This is a genomic window from Pseudomonas sp. KD5, from assembly GCF_012932895.1.
In the GTDB taxonomy this organism is placed as follows: Bacteria; Pseudomonadota; Gammaproteobacteria; order Pseudomonadales; family Pseudomonadaceae; genus Aquipseudomonas.
In genome coordinates, this window is sequence record NZ_JDWJ01000002.1 from 343,972 (window position 1) to 364,362 (window position 20,391).

Genomic DNA, 20,391 nt, shown 5'->3' on the forward strand with positions numbered 1-20,391 from the left:
GCCAAAATAAAAACATACATATAACTGCATGATATTTAAGCAATAAAAATAAAGACAACACGTGAATTATTTGATGTCAGTGACGGGGCATCTCATTTTCGGAACGACAGAAAACGTGCATTTCTTATTAGCTGATGTCCATGGGCAAACTGCACGAAATTAGCAATCCCAATAATGGGACGCAAGATAACAGTCTGCGAAAAAACTTTTCGAAAATGGGATTTCATTTTCCCTAAATCGAGAAACGCTAAAAAAACACTTAACAAACAGCCACTTGAAGCCGCTAAAAATCTGGCATAGCAATTGCCTATTCATGAGTGAGTCAAAAGCCTACCTCAACAATAAAAAATCTTCGCCATTGAGCGCTGCAGAACGGAGTCTGTATGTGGGATCTTAAAATCTCGAATGCTGAAAAGACCCTCTTTACACAAAAAATAATGGACGACCTGTATAAACGTCATTTTGAGATCTATGGAAAACATGCACATACAGAAAAAGCGCTGTGCATTGCCACAGTGATAAACTACATCATAGAGAATATTTCAGAGGAGATTACCTTGGACGACCTGGAAAAAATCTGTGGTAAAACCCGGTTTGATATTTGTCGAATGTTCAACCTGTTTTACGACGTAACACCGATCAAGTGGATGTGGAGAGTCCGACTGGCGCTGGCAAAGGAATTTATTCATCTGGCACCGGAATGGTCATTAACTGATATCAGTTACGCCTGCGGTTTTTCCTCCCTGCCGCATTTCTCTCGAAGCTTCAGTAAAACCTATAATGAAACACCACTAAAACTCAAACAATATGTAATGAAGTCGACCAGGCAGAAAGCAAAGAAAGAATCTTCTGAGTATGATTTTATCTTTGGCGTGCAAAGAAATGGTTTCTCACGCAACATGCTGCTCAACAACATCAACTCATTATAATTAATAAAATCCAGCTGAACACGCACGAACCTCAGGTCGCTCGTACAATCGATAAGGCACGAAAGAATCAGCGTCACTGTGCAACGGCTGCTCCCTATTACCGGGAAAAAGCAGAGGGACAACAGTTGAAGCGACAGTCAAACTCGGCTAAAAAAGAGTGACGAGCGCTTGAGGGGAAGGCAGGAAAGTGCAGAGGTGACACTCAGTTATCTTAGTTAACACTCGCGATCAGCGAACATACAGCTAACACTTTGAACGCTTGACACCTATGTTAATGGTGGCGCGCCAGCGCAATGCGGGATCAACAATAGCGACATAATCTTCCTGCGCTGCAGGGGCCAGAAAAGTAGAAATACGGTTGAACACAGTGGCATCGCGCAATGCACCATTGTGCCCCTTACCTTCAGTTACAATCAGTTTGCTTTTACCCAGAACATGGTTAAGTACCATGGCCTCTTCCATATCGATACTCACGTCTCCCTTGTCATGCAATATCAGTACTGGCTGTTTTATTTTTGAGATTAATTCAGGTCCGATTTTATCAGGGTGCACGCCATAACGTAGCTGATAGAGCTTTTTCATCGTCGTTGCAATATGTCGGGGTAGTTTATTGCTGAGCACATAATTATCCAGTACTTCGCCGAAGCTGCAAGGACTGCTGATCAGGATCATTCTCTTGAACAACAGCCCTTGTAATGCGGCCATACAGCCTACCAACCCGCCGGACGAGTGCCCGATAACCACTGAGAAGGGACCGTATTGTCGCTCGACATCGATGACGGCCCTGGAAAGATCGTAAAAAGACACGCCCTTACCCGGGGACACACCATGTGCCGGCAGGTCAGGTGCAAAAACGGTGTAGCCCTTTGCCTGCAAACGCTGGGCAAGGTGCCTGAGCATGATGCTTCGCCCATCCCAGCCATGCAGCAGCAATACTTTCTCTGTTTGCTGCGCTGATTGAGAGTAAATAAACATCTTCACGAAGGTGTGCCTCCAGGTGAAATTTTCCTGCAGGCATTGGCTGAGTAGCATCATCTCAGCCGGCTTATAGGGTAATGGTCGGGTTTTTTCAAACAGGTGCAATGCATACAGCGCTGAAAGATAGGAGGACAGCATGTCCAGCGAATAGAGGTCGAACATCCTTATTAAACGGCACGCGCGGACATAGTGAGTCGTTGGCCTGACTCTGGCCTTCATTAACAATGTAGGCCGGAGCCGCATCACCACCAGCACGCGAAGGTAATTTTGGTGGATCAGCGAAACGATCAGCAACAGGGGATAGATAACACTAAAGAACATGCTCACTCCCAATTTTATTCGCGAGCCGCCAGTACTCGTTGGCAAAGGCCAAGAAGTTAATCGCACTGAACATAATGATGATACTCATGATCGCGTTCACGCTAGAGAACCGATCCCAGCCGACCAATAAAACGATCACCATGAGCAACTCGATGATCACCGTCAAAATCAATACACGGCGCGCCTGATCAAGTTGTTCAAGTAAAGCTTGCAGAGACGCTACAAACGCCGTGAGGAAGAACGTCGGTAGTAAAATCAGCATCATCTGTCTACTGGCTTCCCTGATCGTCCCGTCACCTGAAAGAATGCCGATCAGCGCTTCTTCACTAAAGTAGACCCCAACGGTGAGCGCAAGATAAAGCCCACCAATAAACATCAGCCCACGATGCAGGAGCCGCTTCAATTCCTCACCGCGACTGATCGTCAAACGTTGGTTTATCAATATCGCCAGTGCAGAGCCGCAGGCCACGGCGGGAATAACGATAAACATCCTGATCTTGGTAATGATCAGGAACGCGGCGACATATTGTTCACCCAGCGTTCCAATCAAGGGAAACACCAGCAGCGAGCTGAAAAACACCACGATAAAAGATGCAAAGATCGGTAAGCCAACCTGCTGGAGAAGGCCTTTTAATCGCGCAATGAACGCTTGCGGACGGTCGTCCTGCTGCTGGCGACCGACACGCCATACCAGCCATGTCGCAACCGGGATCAGCAGGCCGGACGCCAAGGCATTTGCCACGATAATGGAATAGAAGCCCAAACCGTAGACGTGGTAGCTGGTGTAGCAAATACCTGCGTTCAGGACGATATAGGCAATCACAAGAAACATGCTCAACGCGCTCTTGCCCTGCCCTCGCAGGGCGCTGTTACACATTTCCAGGTGAATGAACGGCAGCATCGAAAGGAAGTAGAGCGGAAGTGCCTCTTGATAAAAGCGCTCACCAGACACGGGAAGCAGCTTCTCCAGCCAAGGCGAAGAGAGTGCGATCGTCCCACTGAGCGAGGCCACAACCATCACGCCCAGCACAGATAAAATGGTCGTTGCCGTCAGCACTTTCTGCTTTGACCAAAGGTTCAAAGACCTGGCGCTGAATACCTGGTTACTGATAGCCAGGCATTCGAGAATCGCCAGGAACAAAAAACTGAACGGCTGGATCATCGACAACCAGTAAATCGACGTTGTCTCAGCACCATGTCCCAAAATAGCGGTCTGGGTGTTTTGTGAAAAAGACACCGCGACGGCAACGACAATCATTGGCCAGGCAAGCTTCAGTAGGTCCGCAATATCCCGGCCTGCCCCCTGGCGTTGCGACAGAGCCAAGCCCGGTGATGTGTTCACACAACCTCCCCCACACTATCGCGCTGTGGCATGGCGTAATGCCCCGTCGTTTTGCCATGCAGGCTATAAATCATCATCGAGAGATAAGACAGCGTGTGCGTCGCGCCAAGCAGATAGCCATGGCCTCCCATCAATTTTTCCGCTCTGTTGGTCAGCAGGGTGATCTGCCAATGGTCTTCTTCAGCGTCCTGAAAATCCTGCGCCGCGATGCGCATTTCCCATTGCAACACCAGTTGGCTGCACTGACTGGTCACATCCGCAAACTCGGCTTTAATCAACTGATGCCGGGTAGTTTTCACACCAAAGCTCCAGCGTGCGGACAAATGCGTCCAGCTCATGCCCAACATGCGCATCAACAGCCCCAAACGGGCGGCGACAGAGACAATGAGTGGGGTGTCATCGGCGGCTATCGCCTGCTCCCCTCCCAGGTATTGGAGATCCAGGCCAAGAGAGGCAAGTACCCGATCCGCCTGCGGTGATTGACCGGCCGTGACCTCTCGCTCGTCCGGCACGAGTTGATAACCTTGGCTGAACACCCGCCTGGTATGATCGGGCAATTCAAGACGCAATAGCCGCACGGCTTCTGCGGGCTCATTGCCCGAAAACAGCCGATAAATTCTGTTAAACGGGCCATCAGGCATATGAGTTCTCCAACTGCAGGTGCTGCTCAATCCAACTGATCAACTTACCGACCGTGGTGAATGCATCCTGATCGATTTGATCAGGCTCAAACATTAACCCAGGGACTTTTTCTTCGAGTGTCAATAAAAACTGCACAAACAACACCGAATCCAAATCTAGGTCTTCGTTGAAATCTGTTTCCAGACTGACCGACACGGCCGAAGACATAATATCGTTGAGCGCTTCATTAACCGCCGACAGAAGACTTGACATGTACAACCTCGCTATTTTCTATTTTTTCAATTAATACGCATGAAAGCGTAACGCCCATGCCCATGGTGAGGCAGAGGATTCTTTTGCCTGTGAAATTTTTCAACAGGGCAGACAAGTTAAATAAAACGTCCGAACAATAAGCGTGCCCATACTCGGCAATATGCTCGGCAAACATGATGCCTTTGAAATTTAATTTATCGGCGACTCTTTTAAGCATCGGCAGATCCAGATTGCATGGAACGATTGCGTCGATGCTCTCAGCGGGAACATTGAATCTATCCAGCGCGTACAGATAGAAATCATGATACTCCCGCTCCAACGACGCATATAACTCGCGCCGGCGCACAGCAGACTCATGCCGGTGATTGTCATAAAAAGAGGACAGGTGCCTTACGGCTGTATGCTTCAAATTCCATTGGGCAGGCCCCGCATTGAGCAGCATCGCCGCCGGTATCTCGGCCAACACGCTATTATCCAGTCGATTAACAGCACTATGAAAAGCCTTCTCCCCCGTAAGAAGGAGCATTGGCTCTCTGCGCTTAATCAATCTGTTTTTTAATAGGTGAATCGCCGATAAGGCAGACGAGCAATGGTTCAAGCTGACGCTGAGTACTTCCCAGTGCCCTATCCCGCACGCCTCGGCAACATCCTCTAGCCAATGATTATCAAAGAAGGTGTTATGCGTCTGTGTTTTGGCATACACCAGGCACCCTTTGACTTCTTTTACATGAGGGTTTGCAATAATCAGCGCGCACAGCGTATCCACAAGCATCTCTGCGTGTGTTCTGGAAGACATCCCAATGGTGTGCAAAGAGTAATAACGCTGTAATACCTTGCAAGCACCCGATTTTAAATCATGGGATTGCTCAAGCGTGCTCAAGGGCTCTAATGAAATACGATCCGGCAACCAACATAAATAATTAAGTGGCAGCATAACGTTCCCGCATGGAGTAATTTTAGTGCATTTATAAATTACCCACATCGTCCCAGAAACGGATCGTGCTTTTTGCCTCAAATTGCTTAAAAGGCATGATTTTCCCATTTGCAGGTCCCACAAATGGAACTATTAACGGTTAACAGCGGTCTTGCGAATGCCTGGAGGCCCAAACCCGTAGCTGGATCGATAAGTCCGTACTACCTGGAGCCTTTGGGTGCCGATGCAGTGAAACGCCCTTGAGCGACGTGGCATTTGGGGGGCACCGGATGGATGGGCTGTAAGGCTTTTTTCAGCACAAAACAAACGCCCCGAACATATTGGGGCGCTTGTTGGAGCCATCGCTCGAGTGTTTTCATATGGGCTGCTAAATGCCCCTTTTGTACTCAAACCAAGATCAACTGGTCAGCCAGGACTCCACGGCATCAGAGTGTTTCTCAAGGTTGCCGGAATTCTGCGAGTCTGGACATCGTTAACCTCGTAAATGACTGTCTGCGAAGACGAATTTACGTCGTAGGTTTAATCCAACTCGCTGATGCAGACCACTTTAGGCTGCGTCATGTCCTCATAGGCAAATCGAACACCTTCGCGCCCCAAACTTCCGTACTTGAAGCCACCGAAAGGCATGGCATCGAAACGATAATCGGAAGAATCATTGATCATCACGCCACCCGCTTCAATCTGCCGCGCCAATTTCAAGGCCTTGGAAAGATCACGTGTGAAGAGTCCCGCATGCAAGCTGTACTCCGGAGCATTGGCCAGAGCAACAGCATCATCCAACTGGTCAAAAGGCTCCAGGATGACAACCGGCGCGAAGACTTCCTGCTGCCAGATCCGACTGTTATGGCTTACACGCTCCAGCACGGTCGGCGCATAGCTTCCCACTTCGCGATGGTGCCCACACAGAAGAACGGCCCCCTCGGCCAGTGCTTCATTCACCAATTGTTCGGTACGACGGGCCGCCTGTTCCGTAATCATCGGGCCTACATCCGTTGTTCGCTGGTCAGGATCACCCACTACCAAGGCACGCGTTTGGCTGACAAAACGCTCACGGAAGTCCTCATAAATTGAACGATGTACAAGGATGCGTTGAGTGCCGATGCAATTCTGCCCTGCTGCCCAAAAGGCGCCAGACACGCAGGACTCAACAGTCGGTTCGATATCGCAATCTTCAAGCACGAGAACCGGGGCATTTCCTCCCAGATCCATCGCTAGCTTCTTCAACCCTGCACTACGAGCAATGGCCTCCCCCGTGGCAAAACCGCCCGTAAAGGAAATCATCCGAACTTCACGAACCTCCACCAATGCTTTACCCAGATCGACGCCACCGGTCGCCGGGGTTACCACAGACGGAGGCAGACCCGCTTCCACCAGGCACTCAACCAGCTTGAGAGCAGAGAACGGTGCGAGCTCTGAGGGCTTCAGGATCACAGCATTACCACCGGCGATGGCCGGGCCAAGTTTATGGGCGACCAGGTTCAGCGGATCGTTGTAGGGAGTGATCGCGACAATAAGCCCCAACGGTTCCCGCGTGAACCAACCTTGACGCGACTCCGATCCTTCATAAGCCCCAAATGGAATCACTTCCCCGGCGTTACGACGAGCCTCTTCTGCCGATAGCTTCAGCGTGTTCACACAACGCTTCACTTCCTTCTCCGCTTGTCGCAGCGTCTTCCCCGCCTCTGCAACAATGAGTTTGGCAAACGCTTCAGCCTCAAGCTCTACACGCCGGGCCGCCTCCTCAAGAATGCGCGCACGCAGGTGACGGGGCATTGCTGCACTCTCGCGCACGCCAATTCGCGCACGTTCCAGCAAGCCGGGAACGGCGGCGGCATCGAGGCAAGGGACACTGCCCACCAGGCGACCATCGAATGGACTGAACACATCAATCTGTTTGGCTTCAACAAGCTGGATACTGGCCATGCTGGATACGCTCATGACTATCTCCTGTTATTTGCCGTGGGCGGTGTGGATGGCGACGATGTCCGACAGCAATGCGAAGGCTGTTTCGATGCGCCCTGCCCCAGGCCCGGACACCGTGACAGCTCCCAGCAGTTCGGTCTTGAATGACACTGCATTCGTAGCACCGCTGATTCCGGCAAGAGGATGTGAGTTCGACAGTAAGCGAGCTTCCACACTCGCTCGAACCGAGCCATCTGCTGCACGATCGGCTGAGCCGATCAGTTTCCAGCTCGCGCCATTGGCACTTGCCTGGGCAATATCTTGCGCGCTGATATTGCTGATACCCGAGCACGCTACATCGCTGACATTCAGTCGTGCATTGAGCAGTTCGTTGGCCAGGATCACCACCTTGAGGCGTACGTCAAATCCTTCCACATCGGCAGTTGGATCTGCCTCGGCGTAGCCGAGCTGTTGCGCTTGGACGACGGCATCGTTGAACGCCAGGCCGTCTTTCATCCGGGTGAGCACGTAGTTGGAAGTGCCGTTCAGGATGCCTTCGAAGCCTTGCACGTTGGCACCCGCCAGGGCCTGTTTGGCCAGACGAATCACGGGGGTGCCACTCATCACCGCCCCCTCGTATTCGAAGGCGACCTGGTTGCGACGGGCCAACGCCTTGAGCTCGGCACCGTGCAGCGCAATAGGTCCCTTATTGGTGGTCACTACATGAATGCCGCTTTCCAAGGCCCAGCGGCAAAAGGTAGTGGCGGGCTCGCCATCCACCGGATTGGTGAAAGTGGCCTCAGCGATGATGTCTGCACCGGAATGCTTGATCACGGTTTCGTTGAAGGCCTCGGCATTGCCGCCGGGCAGTTGAGCGAATGCGCCCTTCTCAACCGGCAGTGCCACCAACTGCTTTGCATCCAGACCGTCTTTGGCAACGATTGAGCCGAGGAACAGATCGGTGACCCCGACAATTTTAATGGTGAAGCCCAGGGTCTCTTTCCACTCGGCATTACGATCGGCGACCAATTGGGCGAAGCCACGGTTCACGCCACCAAACCCTACCAAGGCAATTTTGTACTCAGTCATAACCGCTGTTCCTATATTGATGTTGTTCGATAGGAACATCCTAAGAGGCGGGCTTTGGCAGTTGAATATGGCAGAGTGCTGTATTAGTTGAGCGTTTTGCCCAAGCACGAAGTTGTCAAAACACCGCAGAAAGGACGAACGATGTCACGGTGTTTTCCACCCCTGGCATGGCCGCGATTTCCTTCCACACGAGATGGACTCGTTCAGGTGTGGCGGCATTCACACGCAGCATTAAATCGAACTCACCACTGAGTACTTCACATTGCACGACTTCGGGAATGGAGCGCAGCGCAGTCAGTACTTCTTCGCCACGCATGCGGTCGTAGCGGTAGACAAAGATCACCGCGCTGATAAGCGACGTAGGCCGCCGGGACTCACCGAGAAGTACCGTATAGCCCTGGATCGCACCGTCGCGCTCAAGACGCTCGATACGCTGGCGCACCGCATTGCGCGACAAGTTGATCTTGGCACCCAGTTCGATATGGGCAATTCGCGCATTGGCGGTAAGTTCGGCCAGTATGCGTTCGTCCAACGGATCTAGAATGCGCTTCATGCAAGCCTCGACTGCACCAGACGAAGAGCCTGGCACAGACCGTCCAGATCGCCCTTGGCCAGGTACGGTGGTTGCGCGCGCACCTCGACAGTGCTCGGAACGCTTGCTTGCCAGACGCCCAGTTCGGCCAACAGCGCTGCTGACTTGGCCGGTGCAATTTGCCCGAAGGTGACCATCGGCGCGCCCAGGCTGCGTCGATGAAGCCTGCCGGCCAGTACACCGACAGCGGTGTGAGGATCGATGGCCGAGCCTGTCTCTCGGAACAGTTCGACTACTTCATCGCGCACTTGGGATTCGTGTACGGCATAGGAATCGAAGAGTACTCGAGCACGTAGCCATTGCTGGTTGCCGATGCTCATTTCTCCGCAACTTTCAAAATGCTCCATCAGTGTCTTTGTTGAGCAGCCATCGTGCTCGTAAATCTCCCAGATAAACCGCTCCAGGTTGGAAAACAACGAGAAGTCCATCGCCGGCGACACGGTTCGATTAGTCATCCGGGTGGAGTAGCGATTGCAATGAAAAAACTGGTGCAGGGCATCATTGCTGTTGGTGGAAATGATCACCTGATTGATCGGTAATCCCATTTTCTGCGCAATGTAACCAGCGTAGATTTCGGCCGAGCTGGCAGCTGGAACGCTAAAGCCAACGGGACGCGAGCCACCGCCCAGTTGCAAGGCTGCGTGGAAGTAAAAAACGATCTGGGCCAGGACGCCGATCCAATTGGTCGAGTTGAAACAGATCGGCAACACTTTATCCAACGGCCACTCGCGCAAGAGTCGGGAGACCAGCGTCTGGCAATCATCGAAATTACCGTCAACCGGAAACAGCTGAACCCGCTGCGGGTCGGCTGCCTGCAAGGCACTGAGTTGCTCAGGTGCAAGCCCGTCGCGCGGATACAGTATCGCCATGCGGGCGGCCGGGCAGTTAGCAAAGGCTTCAAGCGCCGCGACGCCGGTATCACCGTTAGTTGCACCGACTACCAACGCTTCTTTACCGACCTCTTCCAGAAAATGCTCAACCAGGCGCGACTGCAATTGCGCGGCGAAATCCTTGGAAGAACCGGTCGGGCCATGAAACAGCTGGAGTATCCACTCGTTGTGCCCGATTTGCTCAAGCGGCGTAATAGCGCGGTGCTTGAATTGTTGATAGCTGTCACTGAGCAAGGCACGCAGGGTGCTTTCGTCTATGGAAGAGCCGACAAAAGGCGAAATCACTCGCCAAACCAACTCATCAAACGGCAGCCACGACCAGCTGGCAATCTGTTTCTCGGTAAAGACAGGCAAACTGGCTGGGACATAGAGACCACCATTTTCGGCGAGCCCCGACAGAACCACACTGCGAAAATCAGCACGCATGTCGCCGCCGCGAGTGCTTACATAATCCATGGCAACTCCAAATCAGTTTTACAAAAGGCGATGGGCTTGCGCCACCAGCCAGGTAGAAAAATGTGCGGCATCAGGCGATAGCACTTCGTTCTGTTCGTGCACCAGATAAAAGGATTCGCTTGCCTCGATTCGGTAATTGAATGGCGCAACCAATTGCCCACTCTTAAGCAAATCCTCGACCACGGAAGACCGTGCCAGCGCAACGCCCTGCCCCAATTCGGCCATGCGGATCGTGGAAATCAGCGTGTCAAACTGAGGGCCACGGGAGTAGTCGACGTCATCTGCACCAACTCGCTTCAACCAGTAACCCCAACCTTCTTCGTACCCCAACACATGAAGCAGAGAATGGTTCATCAAGTCGCGTGGCTCATGTATGGGTGATCTGGCCATGAGCGTTGGGGAGCAAACAGGCTGAAGGATGTCCCAAGTCAACCGCTGAGCGTGCAAACCCGACCACTCACCGCATCCCCAGCGAATCTCCAGGTCATCCTCGCCGTCCGGTTCTTTCACCCAAATATTGCTGATGTATCGAATATCAATCTGGGGATACTCCCGAGAAAAATCCGCGAGCCTGGGGGCCAACCAATAGTGAAGAAAGGAAAGGCTGCCACGCACCTTCAAATGTCTTCGATTGCGCTGGCCGAAAATCTCGTTCGTGCCGACTGCAAGGCGACTGATCGCGTCTTGTACGACAGGCAGGTACGACTGCCCTTCCTCGGTCAAGCCAAGTCCTCGAGGTAAGCGCTTGAACAGCGCCACACCGAGGTGACTTTCTAACTGACGGATCTGCTGACTCACAGCCCCTTGAGTCAAATGGAGCTCTTGCGCCGCGTGGGTAAAGTTTAAACAACGCGCCGATACTTCGAATGCCCTCAACCAGTTCAAGGGTGGTAGTGACTTTTGACTCATCGGCGCAACCTCATCAGGGCTTTATCTATGCTCGATCATTGCCTGAAAAACTCACGCGGTGCCAGAGGAATGAACTGCTGCGGCTAAAGCCAACCGCTCTGCTCTCTTGTTTCGAGTGATCCAGTAAACGAAGTAACACCACGCGATAAAGGGAAGGCCGAAGTAAAGCGCCACTCGCTGCTCAGGATCAAAAGCGATACCCACACAGGCCAGCAGACAACACAACAGTGCACCGATAGGCACCCATGGATAGCCGCGTACACGGAAATGCAGGTCTTCAACTCGTCCGCCATTAGCAACGTATTGACGACGGAACGCGATCTGGCTGGCAGCAATGCTCATCCACACGACCACGACCGCCAGACCGGAGATGGACACCAAGGCCAAGTAAACCGTATCAGGGGCAAACACACTGCTGAGCAGAGAAGCCACTGCACCCGCCATACTAAGAACGATGGCGTTCACCGGTGCACCCCGACTGGAGAGCCTGGCGTAGCGCTTAGGCATATGTCCTTGATCGCTCAATGTCCACAGCATTCGGGACGCTGCATACAGCCCCGAGTTAGCGGCGGAAATCAGTGCCGTGAGAATGACGAAGTTCATAATGTCGGCAGAGTATGGGATGCCAATCAGCTCAAACACCATCACGAACGGACTTTCTACGAGCCCCGCTTGCTCTCGTGGCAGTAACGTCGCAAGGACGAAAATGGTCCCAACGAAGAACAGCGCCAAACGTACCACTGTCGTGCGGATTGCCTTGGGCACGCTAGTTTGTGGATCTTGCGCTTCACCTGCCGCAATCCCGATCAGCTCAGTTCCGGAAAATGCGAATGAAACAGCCAGGAGGGTCATTGCAATGGGTAAAAACCCAGTAGGAAAAAGCCCCTCACGTGTGAAGTTGGAAAGTCCCGCCCCCTGCAAACTCTGTACTTGAATAAGACCGAAAATTGCCGCTCCGCCAATCGCAATGAATGTGATAACGGTCAGCACCTTAATCAGCGAAAGCCAAAATTCAGTCTCCGCAAACCACCGAACAGAAACAACATTGCTTAAGAAAACAGCGATGGCAAACAGCGCGCTCCAAATCCAGACCGGTGTATCAGGAAACCACCGAACCATCAGTATGCCCGCAGCTGTGAACTCTGAACCGATAGCTACTGCCCAAGTGAGCCAGTAAAGCCAAGCCACCGTATAGCCTGTGCCTGGTCCCAGGTATCGCGTTGCATAACTACTGAAAGATCCGGTTTCTGGCATCTGTACAGCCAATTCACCGAGACAGACCATGACTAAATACACCATCACTGCCCCGATGATGTAAGCAATCACTGCACCGAGCGGCCCTGCCTGATTAACCGTGTAACCGGAGGTAAGGAATAACCCCGTACCGATCACACCGCCCAGTGCCAACATAACGATGTGGCGTGTTTGCATTTCCTTTTTGAAACGCGAGTTTGGGTCGGACTGATGATCTTCAATATGCGTGGACATAGTTTTATTCTCATGAAATGTTCGGACAAACGCCTTATAACTGGCTGTTGGGCAGTACAAATTTGTCGTCGCTGGATTTTATTATTTTCATTCTTCATGAAGGGCTTAAGATGAATCTCGAGCGTCCTGCCCGTATTCAGGTTTCTACTTCAATGAAACGTTGGGCACTATCAGTGTTAAAGCTCGTATCACCATGTTTACCTCGCACTAAAGCGAAAGCTTGTTTTAGGTCAGCCAATAAATCTGCTGAATCTTCAATACCTACGGATATTCGAACCAAACCTTCGGAGATTCCAAGTGCCTGACGTTCTTCCAAGGTATTTTCCACGTGACTGGTCGTCCGAGCCGGCCCATAGATGGTCTCGACAGCGCCCAAATTACCCGCCCGATGCGCATATCTGAGCAGCGGTAGCAAACGAGTCACTGTGTCCATGCCTCCTTTCAGTACGAAGCTGACGATGGCCCCGAATCCGTTCATTTGCGAACGAGCGATGTCATGACCTGGATGTTGAGGCAACCCCGGATAGTTCGCCGACTCAACCAGCGGTTCGGTACAGAGGTACTCGGCCAAAAGCTTCGCGCTCGCCTGTTGCTGGCGAAGACGCAGAGCCAGTGTCTTGATGCCTCGGATGATTAGATACGCCGAAAAAGGATCCAGCGAGGCACCATTGATTTCGCGGTAGTGGCGAACTTGAGACATCAAATGCTCGGCACCGCAAACCACGCCGCCAAGTACATCACCATGACCGGACAGGAATTTGGTCGCGCTGTGCACAACCACATCAACGCCTAAAGCGAGCGGATTCTGATTCAGAGGTGTCGCGAATGTATTGTCTGCAACAACCAAAGCGCCCACTCGCTTCGCTGCTGCCACAAGGCGCCGAATATCAACGATTTTCAGCGTTGGGTTCGAGGGTGTTTCCAGATACAGGACGCTGCAGCCTTTAGCGATCTCCTGCTCAAGTGCCACAGTGTCGAGCGTATCGCAAAGAGTTACCTCCACACCCATGCGTGGAAGAAACTCCTCGAAAATCTTGTTCGTACCGCCGTAGCTGTCACGCGTAGATATCACGCGCTGCCCACAGGACAGGAAGGTGTGTAATACACCGCTAATTGCAGCCATTCCGGTACTGAAAGCTACAGCCGACTCTGCGTTTTCTAGCTCACAGAGTTTATCTTCCAAGACGCAGACAGTGGGATTGCTCATCCGGCTGTAAATGAAGCCGGGCTCCTTTCCCAATGCCACGTCGTACCACTTATCGATATCGTCATAGCCATAGGCGGCACTGACCACGATGGGTGTCTGGGTCGCATTGTAAGGATGTTGAACTTGCTCACCTCCCCATACGGCTCGAGTCCCCATCCCAACCTCTGAAGCTTGAACGGCGTGTTTCTTATTTTCCATAAAGTTGTCTCGCATCAAGGGAAACACAACCGTGTTCCAAGTGGGCTTGGGAGGACTATATGGAAAGCTCATGCTTGTGAAAAATCATGATATCCGGGAGTAAGGGGGGCTTTTTTTAATGGCTGGGTACCGGGCAGGCAGCATACGGAGCTGCTAGTGTTAATCCGCATGCCGTCAAAGTCCCTGCAGTCGGGTGGGTGTGAGCCGCCGTTTTGTTCGTGACCGAGTGCTACGCCTGCCGCTGCAGTTCGTTGGCAGTGGTGTAACCCAAGATCTTCCTAACCCATCGAATGGCGCTTAATCCAGGAGAAAAATCATGGCGAAGGTACTGGTTCTCTATTACTCAATGTACGGTCACCTCGAAACGATGGCTGGCGCAGTGGCCGAAGGCGCACGATCCGTACCCGGCGCAGACGTGACGCTCAAGCGTGTCGCTGAAACCATCCCGGCCGAACAGGCAGCAGCCATCGGCGTCAAACTTGACCAGAAGGCACCGGTGGCGACACCTGACGAGCTGGGCAATTACGATGCAATCATCTTTGGTACACCGACTCGCTTCGGCAATATGGCGGGACAGATGCGCACGTTTCTCGACCAGACCGGCGGACTGTGGATGAGCGGCGCGCTGGTCGGGAAAATCGGCAGTGTCTTTGCATCGACCGGCACCCAGCACGGTGGCCAGGAAACCACGATTACGTCGTTTCACAGCACACTCCTGCATCAAGGAATGGTCATCGTGGGTGTGCCTTACACCTGCGCGGGGCTGACCAACATGAGCGAGATCACCGGCGGTACGCCCTATGGCGCGACCACCCTGGCAGGCGCTGACGGTAAACGGCAACCGTCACAAAATGAACTGGATATTGCGCGTTTCCAGGGTAAACACGTCGCTGAGCTTGCAATAAAGATCGCGGGTTAACGCAAGCACCTGAATGGGCGCGTGTTGCAGGACAGGAGCTAGCCTGTGTAACGCCGGGGCGGACTTCACCACCGCGCCGCTGATACTCGCGGGTGGCTTGGCGATTCTAGAGAAAGCCTTGCGCGTCGGGAGTCATTGAAGACGACGTAAGCGTTTTTGGATTCAGAGGAGCGACGTTCCAGTGAGGTCGCTCCTCATTACCCATACCGCTCTCATACACCTCCAGCTCAAGCATCGCGCATACAACATTGCTGAAGCGCACCTGCGGGCTATCGATAGCATCTCGTAATACACCTCAATGATGAAAACCCGCTTCCACAGAGCCATCGCTCGCTACCGGAGCGAGCGTCAACAATCTGTTACTTTTTTGAAACACCTTCTCAACCGCTAATCAGTTAGTCCGGTTTTTTGACACATCCCCGATATGTGGTCACACACTTTTGCTCTCCGCTCGGTCATAACCGTTGGCTGTCGATGGAATATTGGCATCTTCCGAGGTTCTTGCCTGATACGGAGATAAGCTCATGATTTTCAATGTACAAAATTTTGGCGCCAAAGGAGATGGCATCACTGACGACACAGCGGCGATACAACGTGCAATTGATGCGGCGGCCGCCGCAGGCGGGGGGCAGGTTTACGTGCCGACCGGAACCTATATCGTTTCGGGAGGAGTGGAACCTTCCGACGGTTGCCTAATGCTCAAGAGCAACGTCTACCTGTACGGCGACGGCATGGGCGCAACCACCGTCAAGGTGGCTGACGGCTCCGACACCAAGATCACCGGAGTCATCCGCTCCGCCTATGGCGAGGAAACCCACGACTTCGGCGTCAGCAACCTCACCATCGACGGCAACCGTGACAACACCACGGGCAAGATCGACGGTTGGTTCAACGGCTACATTCCCGGGCAAGCAGGCTACGACTCCAACGTCACCCTCGACAGCGTCGAGATCAAGGACTGCTCCGGGTACGGTTTCGACCCCCACGAGCAGACCGTCAACATGGTCATCAAGAACAGCGTGTCCCACGGCAACGGCCTGGACGGTTTCGTCGCTGACTTCCTGAGCAACAGCACCTTCGAAAACAACGTCGCCTACGACAACGACCGGCACGGTTTCAATATCGTGACCAGCACCCACGACTTCACGCTCACCAATAACGTTGCCTACAACAACGGCGGCAATGGCATCGTGGTGCAGCGCGGCAGCGAGAACATCCCCTCCCCCAGCAACATCACCATCACCGGTGGCGAAGTGTATGGCAACGGCGCCGAAGGGGTGCTGATCAAAATGTCCAGCGAGGTGACAGTCAGCGGCGTCGACATTCACGACAACATCAGCGCCGGGGTCCGCATCTACGGCAGCAACCACGTCGAGCTTATCGACAACACGCTCAACAGCAATTCCCTGGGCAACCCCGTACCGGAGATCATCATCCAGTCCTACAACGACACCCTGGGTGTGTCCGGCAAGTACTACAACGGCAGCGATAACACCATCCAGAGCAACATCATCACCGGCAGCAACCTGTCGACCTACGGTGTTGCGGAACGCAATGAAGACGGCACCGATCGCAACGCCATCATCGGCAACACCATCAGCCACACCAGCAACGGTGCGACGCTGGTCTATGGCGACGGCAGCTACGTCAGCGACACGGTGCCGATGATCACCGTGCAAGGCACAGCTGGCAATGACATCCTGCTGGGCAGCGCCGGCAGCGAGATTTTCTATGGTGTGGCCGGCAACGACACCATCAATGGCGGGGCCGGTGACGACATTCTGGTAGGCGGTGCAGGCATCGATAAACTCACCGGCGGTACCGGCGCCGATACGTTCCGTTTCACCACTCAGTCCGACAGTTATCGCAACGCAACCGCAAGCTTCGATGACACCATCACCGACTTCGACGTCACCCAGGACAAGATCGACCTCGCCGGCCTCGGTTTCACCGGCCTGGGCAATGGCCATGGCGGTACCCTGCAAGTCAGCTACAGCGCCAGCAGTAACCGCACCTACATCAAGGACTACGATGCCGACGCCAGTGGCAATCGCTTCGAGTTGACTCTCTCGGGCAACCTCGCCAGCACCCTGACTGCGAGCAATTTCATCTTCAATCGTGTGCTCACCGGCACCAACGGCAACGACTCGCTGCTGGGCAGTGATTCGTCCGACACCCTGCTCGGCCTGGCGGGTAACGATAGCCTCAATGGCGGCGCGGGCGACGACAAGCTCGACGGCGGCGCCGGTATGGACACCCTCACCGGTGGCGCCGGAGCGGACACCTTTGTGTTTTCCAATCGCCTGGACAGTTACCGTAACTACAATACCGGCGGTGCCAACCTTGGCGACCTGATCACCGATTTCGATATCACCGCCGACAAGATCGACCTCTCGGCCATGGGGTTCACCGGCCTGGGGGATGGCAAGAACAACACCGTGTACGTGGTGCTCAACAGTGCCGGCACCAAGACTTACATCAAGTCCCTGACTGCCGACGCCGATGGCAACCGCTTCGAAGTGGCACTGAGCGGTAACTACCTCGACAAGCTGACCAGCGCCAACTTCGTCTTCGCCACGTCGTCACCGACCAACCACGCGCCGGTTCTGGCCACGCCGCTGCTGGATCAGAACGCAACCGAAAACGCCCCGTTTAGCTACGTGGTGCCAGCCACCAGCTTCACCGATGCGGATAATGACAACCTCAACTACACCGCCACCCTGTCCGATGGCAGCGCCCTGCCCGCGTGGCTGAGCTTCAATTCCACCAACCTGACCTTCAGCGGCACGCCGACCAGCACCGCATCCGGCAATTACAACGTGCTGATAAAGGCCATGGACCTGGCCGGTGCATCGGCCAGCGATAGCTTCGATCTGGTAGTGGCCAACACCGTCACCGGCACCAACAATGCCGAAACCCTCAACGGCACGGCGGGTGCCGACCTAATCCTCGGCCTCGGTGGCAACGACACGATCAAGGCCGGCGCTGGCGCCGACACCGTCGACGGCGGTGCCGGACGCGACTCGCTGTATGGTGGCGACGGTGCCGACACCTTCCGCTATACCAACCTGCTCGACAGCTACCGCGACTACGACACGGGTGGTGTCACGGCCACCGACACGATTTATGACTTCACTGCGGGCGTCGACAAGATCGATGTGTCGGGCCTGGGCTTTGTCGGCCTTGGCGATGGCCACAATGGCACGTTGTACATCACCCTCAACACGGCCGGCGACAAGACCTACATCAAGTCCGCCGAAGCGGATGCCGATGGCAATCGTTTTGAAATCGCCCTCAGCGGCAACTACCTCAACACCCTGACCGCCAGTGACTTCGTGTTTGGCCAGCACGCCCAGCAGGACATCCTCTACCTGCCCACCCTCGGCCAATCCAATGCGCGCCTGCTGCGCATGACGGAGGACGACAATCAGTCCGGCACCTCGATGCTGGTCAACGACCTGGACCGCTACACCCCCTATGACGTGCGCAGCCAGTTCACCGATGCCAATGGCAACGGCATCGACATCGCGGTGGGCGGCAGCACGGTCACCGGCCTGTCGACGCTCAGCGCCGAGGAACTCAAGCTGTGCTGGTGGCTGACCGACACCGACCAACCCGGGGCTGCTCTGTTGCGCGCGGTGACGCTGCTGAGCGAACAGCGCTCCGAACTGCAATCGATCAATAACGTCACCATGGGCATCATTTGGGGCCAGGGTGAGGAAGCCGCTCAGGAGATCGCCCAGGCCACGGACAAAGCAGCGGCAGCAGCGGCCTACAAGGCTGCGACTCTGAAGGTGTTTGATTACCTGCATGCCCAGTTCGGCAACTTCAACGTGTACATGATGGAAACCGGTCATTACGAGCAGGACGCGGCGCGCGCTCGTGGCTATTCGGAAGAGAAGATTGCCTCCATCGTCGAGGGGGCTGACTATGTTCACGCCGCCCAGGAAGCCATTGCCGCCGAGCGCGCCGACGTCAAGCTGGCGGTGGACTACAACGACCTCCCCTTGCGACACGAAGTCGATCCGCTGACGTATCCCGACGACGTCTGGCACCTGCACGAGGAATCGGCGGAAATCGTCGGCCAGCGCCTGGCCGACTACATCGCCAATGACCTTGGCTTCCTGGGCAACCCCAACGACAACAACAGCGTGCAGGACATTTTCGACAACAACCGGAAGATGATTTCCGGTACCGACCAGGCAGATACCCTGGTGGGCAGCTCGGGCAACGACACGCTGGATGGCGGACTGGGCGCCGACACCATGACCGGTGGCGATGGCAATGACATCTATGTGGTCAATAACGTGCTCGACCGCGTGGTGGAAAGCAACACCTCGACCTCGCAGATCGATACGGTACAGGCCTCGGTCAGTTGGACCCTGGGCGCCAATCTCGAGAACCTGGTGCTCACCGGCGTGTCGGGCATCAACGGCACCGGCAATGAGCAGCACAACTTCATCACCGGCAATGCCGGCAATAATGTGCTCGATGGTGCCGCAGGGGGCGACAGCATGAGCGGCGGCGATGGCAGCGACACTTACTATGTCGACAACGCCGACGACATCGTGATCGAGATCAACAGCAATGCGCTGTCCGGTGGGATCGACAGTGTGCACAGCAGCCTGGCGGCCTATACCCTCGGCAACAACGTCGAGCATCTGTATATCGATAGCACTGGCGCCGCCAATGGCACGGGCAACGCGTTGGACAACACGCTATTCGCCGGAGCCGGCAACAACGTGCTGGACGGACGCGAGGGCAATGACACGGTGTCTTTTGAACGCGCCGCGTCTGGCGTTACCGTCAACCTCTCGACGTCAGCGCAGCAAAACACCGTGGGTTCCGGGCTCGACACCGTGAAGCTCTTCGAAAACCTCACGGGAAGCGCCTACGCCGACACGCTGTCGGGTAACAGCGGCGCGAACGTTCTGAACGGTGGCGCGGGCAACGATACGTTGGTGGGCGGTTCGGGCGATGACCGGTTGATCGGCGGTGCCGGCACCGACAACCTCACCGGAGGCACTGGCGCGGATACCTACGTGTTTGATGCGCTGTCGGACATGGGCGCCGGCGCTTTACGCGATGTGATCAACGGCTTCAAGAGCACCGAGGGCGATCATCTGGACTTCACCGGCCTGGACGCCAACCCGCTGACCACCGCTATCGACGCCTTCACCTTCATCGGCGCCAACGCCTTCGACCCTGCCGACGCCACCGGCCAACTGCGCTTTGCCGATGGCATTCTCTACGGCAGTGTCGATGCCGACGCCGCCCCCGAGTTCGAAATCACACTGGTGGGCGTCACGGAGTTGCACGCCAGCGACTTCACAGCCTGAGTCA

At 54.5% G+C, this 20,391-nt stretch carries 15 protein-coding genes; 3 read left to right on the top strand and 12 right to left on the bottom strand.

Annotation, left to right across the window (positions count from 1 at the left end):
* Positions 1 to 383 precede the first annotated feature (383 nt).
* A complete protein-coding gene (locus tag AF70_RS05300; RefSeq protein WP_019578948.1) occupies positions 384 to 929 on the top strand; it encodes a helix-turn-helix transcriptional regulator in 546 nt (181 codons plus the stop codon).
* A 243-nt stretch (positions 930 to 1,172) separates the two neighbouring features.
* Here the strand turns inward: AF70_RS05300 and AF70_RS05305 are convergent, their stop codons facing one another.
* From AF70_RS05305 to AF70_RS05360, 12 genes are all read right to left on the bottom strand, one after another.
* Positions 1,173 to 2,228 carry an alpha/beta fold hydrolase gene (locus tag AF70_RS05305; protein ID WP_028940589.1) on the bottom strand — a complete coding sequence of 352 codons (1,056 nt, stop codon included), beginning with the start codon at positions 2,226 to 2,228 and terminating at the stop codon, positions 1,173 to 1,175.
* Positions 2,218 to 3,570 carry an MATE family efflux transporter gene (locus AF70_RS05310; protein ID WP_028940588.1) on the bottom strand — a complete coding sequence of 451 codons (1,353 nt, stop codon included), beginning with the start codon at positions 3,568 to 3,570 and terminating at the stop codon, positions 2,218 to 2,220. The genes AF70_RS05305 and AF70_RS05310 overlap by 11 nt, the downstream gene beginning before the upstream one ends.
* The gene (locus tag AF70_RS05315) at positions 3,567 to 4,211 is read right to left on the bottom strand and encodes a hypothetical protein (RefSeq protein WP_028940587.1); all 645 of its coding nucleotides are present in this window, start codon (positions 4,209 to 4,211) and stop codon (positions 3,567 to 3,569) included. The genes AF70_RS05310 and AF70_RS05315 overlap by 4 nt, the downstream gene beginning before the upstream one ends.
* Entirely contained in the window at positions 4,204 to 4,464 is a 261-nt protein-coding gene (locus tag AF70_RS05320) for an acyl carrier protein (RefSeq protein ID WP_026331654.1), read from the bottom strand. Before AF70_RS05320 ends, AF70_RS05315 begins: the two co-directional genes overlap by 8 nt.
* The gene (locus AF70_RS05325; RefSeq protein ID WP_028940586.1) at positions 4,439 to 5,398 is read right to left on the bottom strand and encodes a 3-oxoacyl-[acyl-carrier-protein] synthase III C-terminal domain-containing protein; all 960 of its coding nucleotides are present in this window, start codon (positions 5,396 to 5,398) and stop codon (positions 4,439 to 4,441) included. The genes AF70_RS05320 and AF70_RS05325 overlap by 26 nt, the downstream gene beginning before the upstream one ends.
* Before the next feature lie 519 nt (positions 5,399 to 5,917).
* On the bottom strand, positions 5,918 to 7,336 hold the full coding sequence (locus AF70_RS05330) for an aldehyde dehydrogenase family protein (protein WP_028940585.1): 1,419 nt from the start codon (positions 7,334 to 7,336) through the stop codon (positions 5,918 to 5,920).
* Positions 7,337 to 7,348: 12 nt separating this feature from the next.
* Positions 7,349 to 8,389: a homoserine dehydrogenase gene (locus AF70_RS05335; RefSeq protein ID WP_019578955.1), complete on the bottom strand. Its 1,041-nt coding sequence runs from the start codon at positions 8,387 to 8,389 to the stop codon at positions 7,349 to 7,351.
* Between the two features lie 115 nt (positions 8,390 to 8,504).
* Positions 8,505 to 8,942 carry an Lrp/AsnC family transcriptional regulator gene (locus tag AF70_RS05340; RefSeq protein ID WP_018925939.1) on the bottom strand — a complete coding sequence of 146 codons (438 nt, stop codon included), beginning with the start codon at positions 8,940 to 8,942 and terminating at the stop codon, positions 8,505 to 8,507.
* Entirely contained in the window at positions 8,939 to 10,327 is a 1,389-nt protein-coding gene (gene thrC, locus AF70_RS05345) for a threonine synthase (protein WP_028940584.1), read from the bottom strand. The genes AF70_RS05340 and thrC overlap by 4 nt, the downstream gene beginning before the upstream one ends.
* An 18-nt stretch (positions 10,328 to 10,345) precedes the next feature.
* Entirely contained in the window at positions 10,346 to 11,236 is an 891-nt protein-coding gene (locus AF70_RS05350) for a LysR substrate-binding domain-containing protein (protein WP_019578957.1), read from the bottom strand.
* Positions 11,237 to 11,287: 51 nt separating this feature from the next.
* Positions 11,288 to 12,724 carry an amino acid permease gene (locus AF70_RS05355; RefSeq protein ID WP_019578958.1) on the bottom strand — a complete coding sequence of 479 codons (1,437 nt, stop codon included), beginning with the start codon at positions 12,722 to 12,724 and terminating at the stop codon, positions 11,288 to 11,290.
* Between the two features lie 136 nt (positions 12,725 to 12,860).
* Positions 12,861 to 14,129, bottom strand: coding sequence for a cystathionine gamma-synthase family protein (locus AF70_RS05360; RefSeq protein ID WP_032831170.1), 1,269 nt, complete (start codon positions 14,127 to 14,129; stop codon positions 12,861 to 12,863).
* 316 nt (positions 14,130 to 14,445) lie between these two features.
* Between AF70_RS05360 and wrbA the strand changes: the two genes are divergently transcribed.
* Together wrbA and AF70_RS05370 are read left to right on the top strand one after the other, a co-directional pair.
* A complete protein-coding gene (wrbA, locus tag AF70_RS05365; RefSeq protein WP_007938311.1) occupies positions 14,446 to 15,048 on the top strand; it encodes an NAD(P)H:quinone oxidoreductase in 603 nt (200 codons plus the stop codon).
* Positions 15,049 to 15,572: 524 nt separating this feature from the next.
* Entirely contained in the window at positions 15,573 to 20,387 is a 4,815-nt protein-coding gene (locus tag AF70_RS05370; protein ID WP_028940582.1) for a M10 family metallopeptidase C-terminal domain-containing protein, read from the top strand.
* The last annotated feature ends 4 nt before the right edge of the window (positions 20,388 to 20,391 follow it).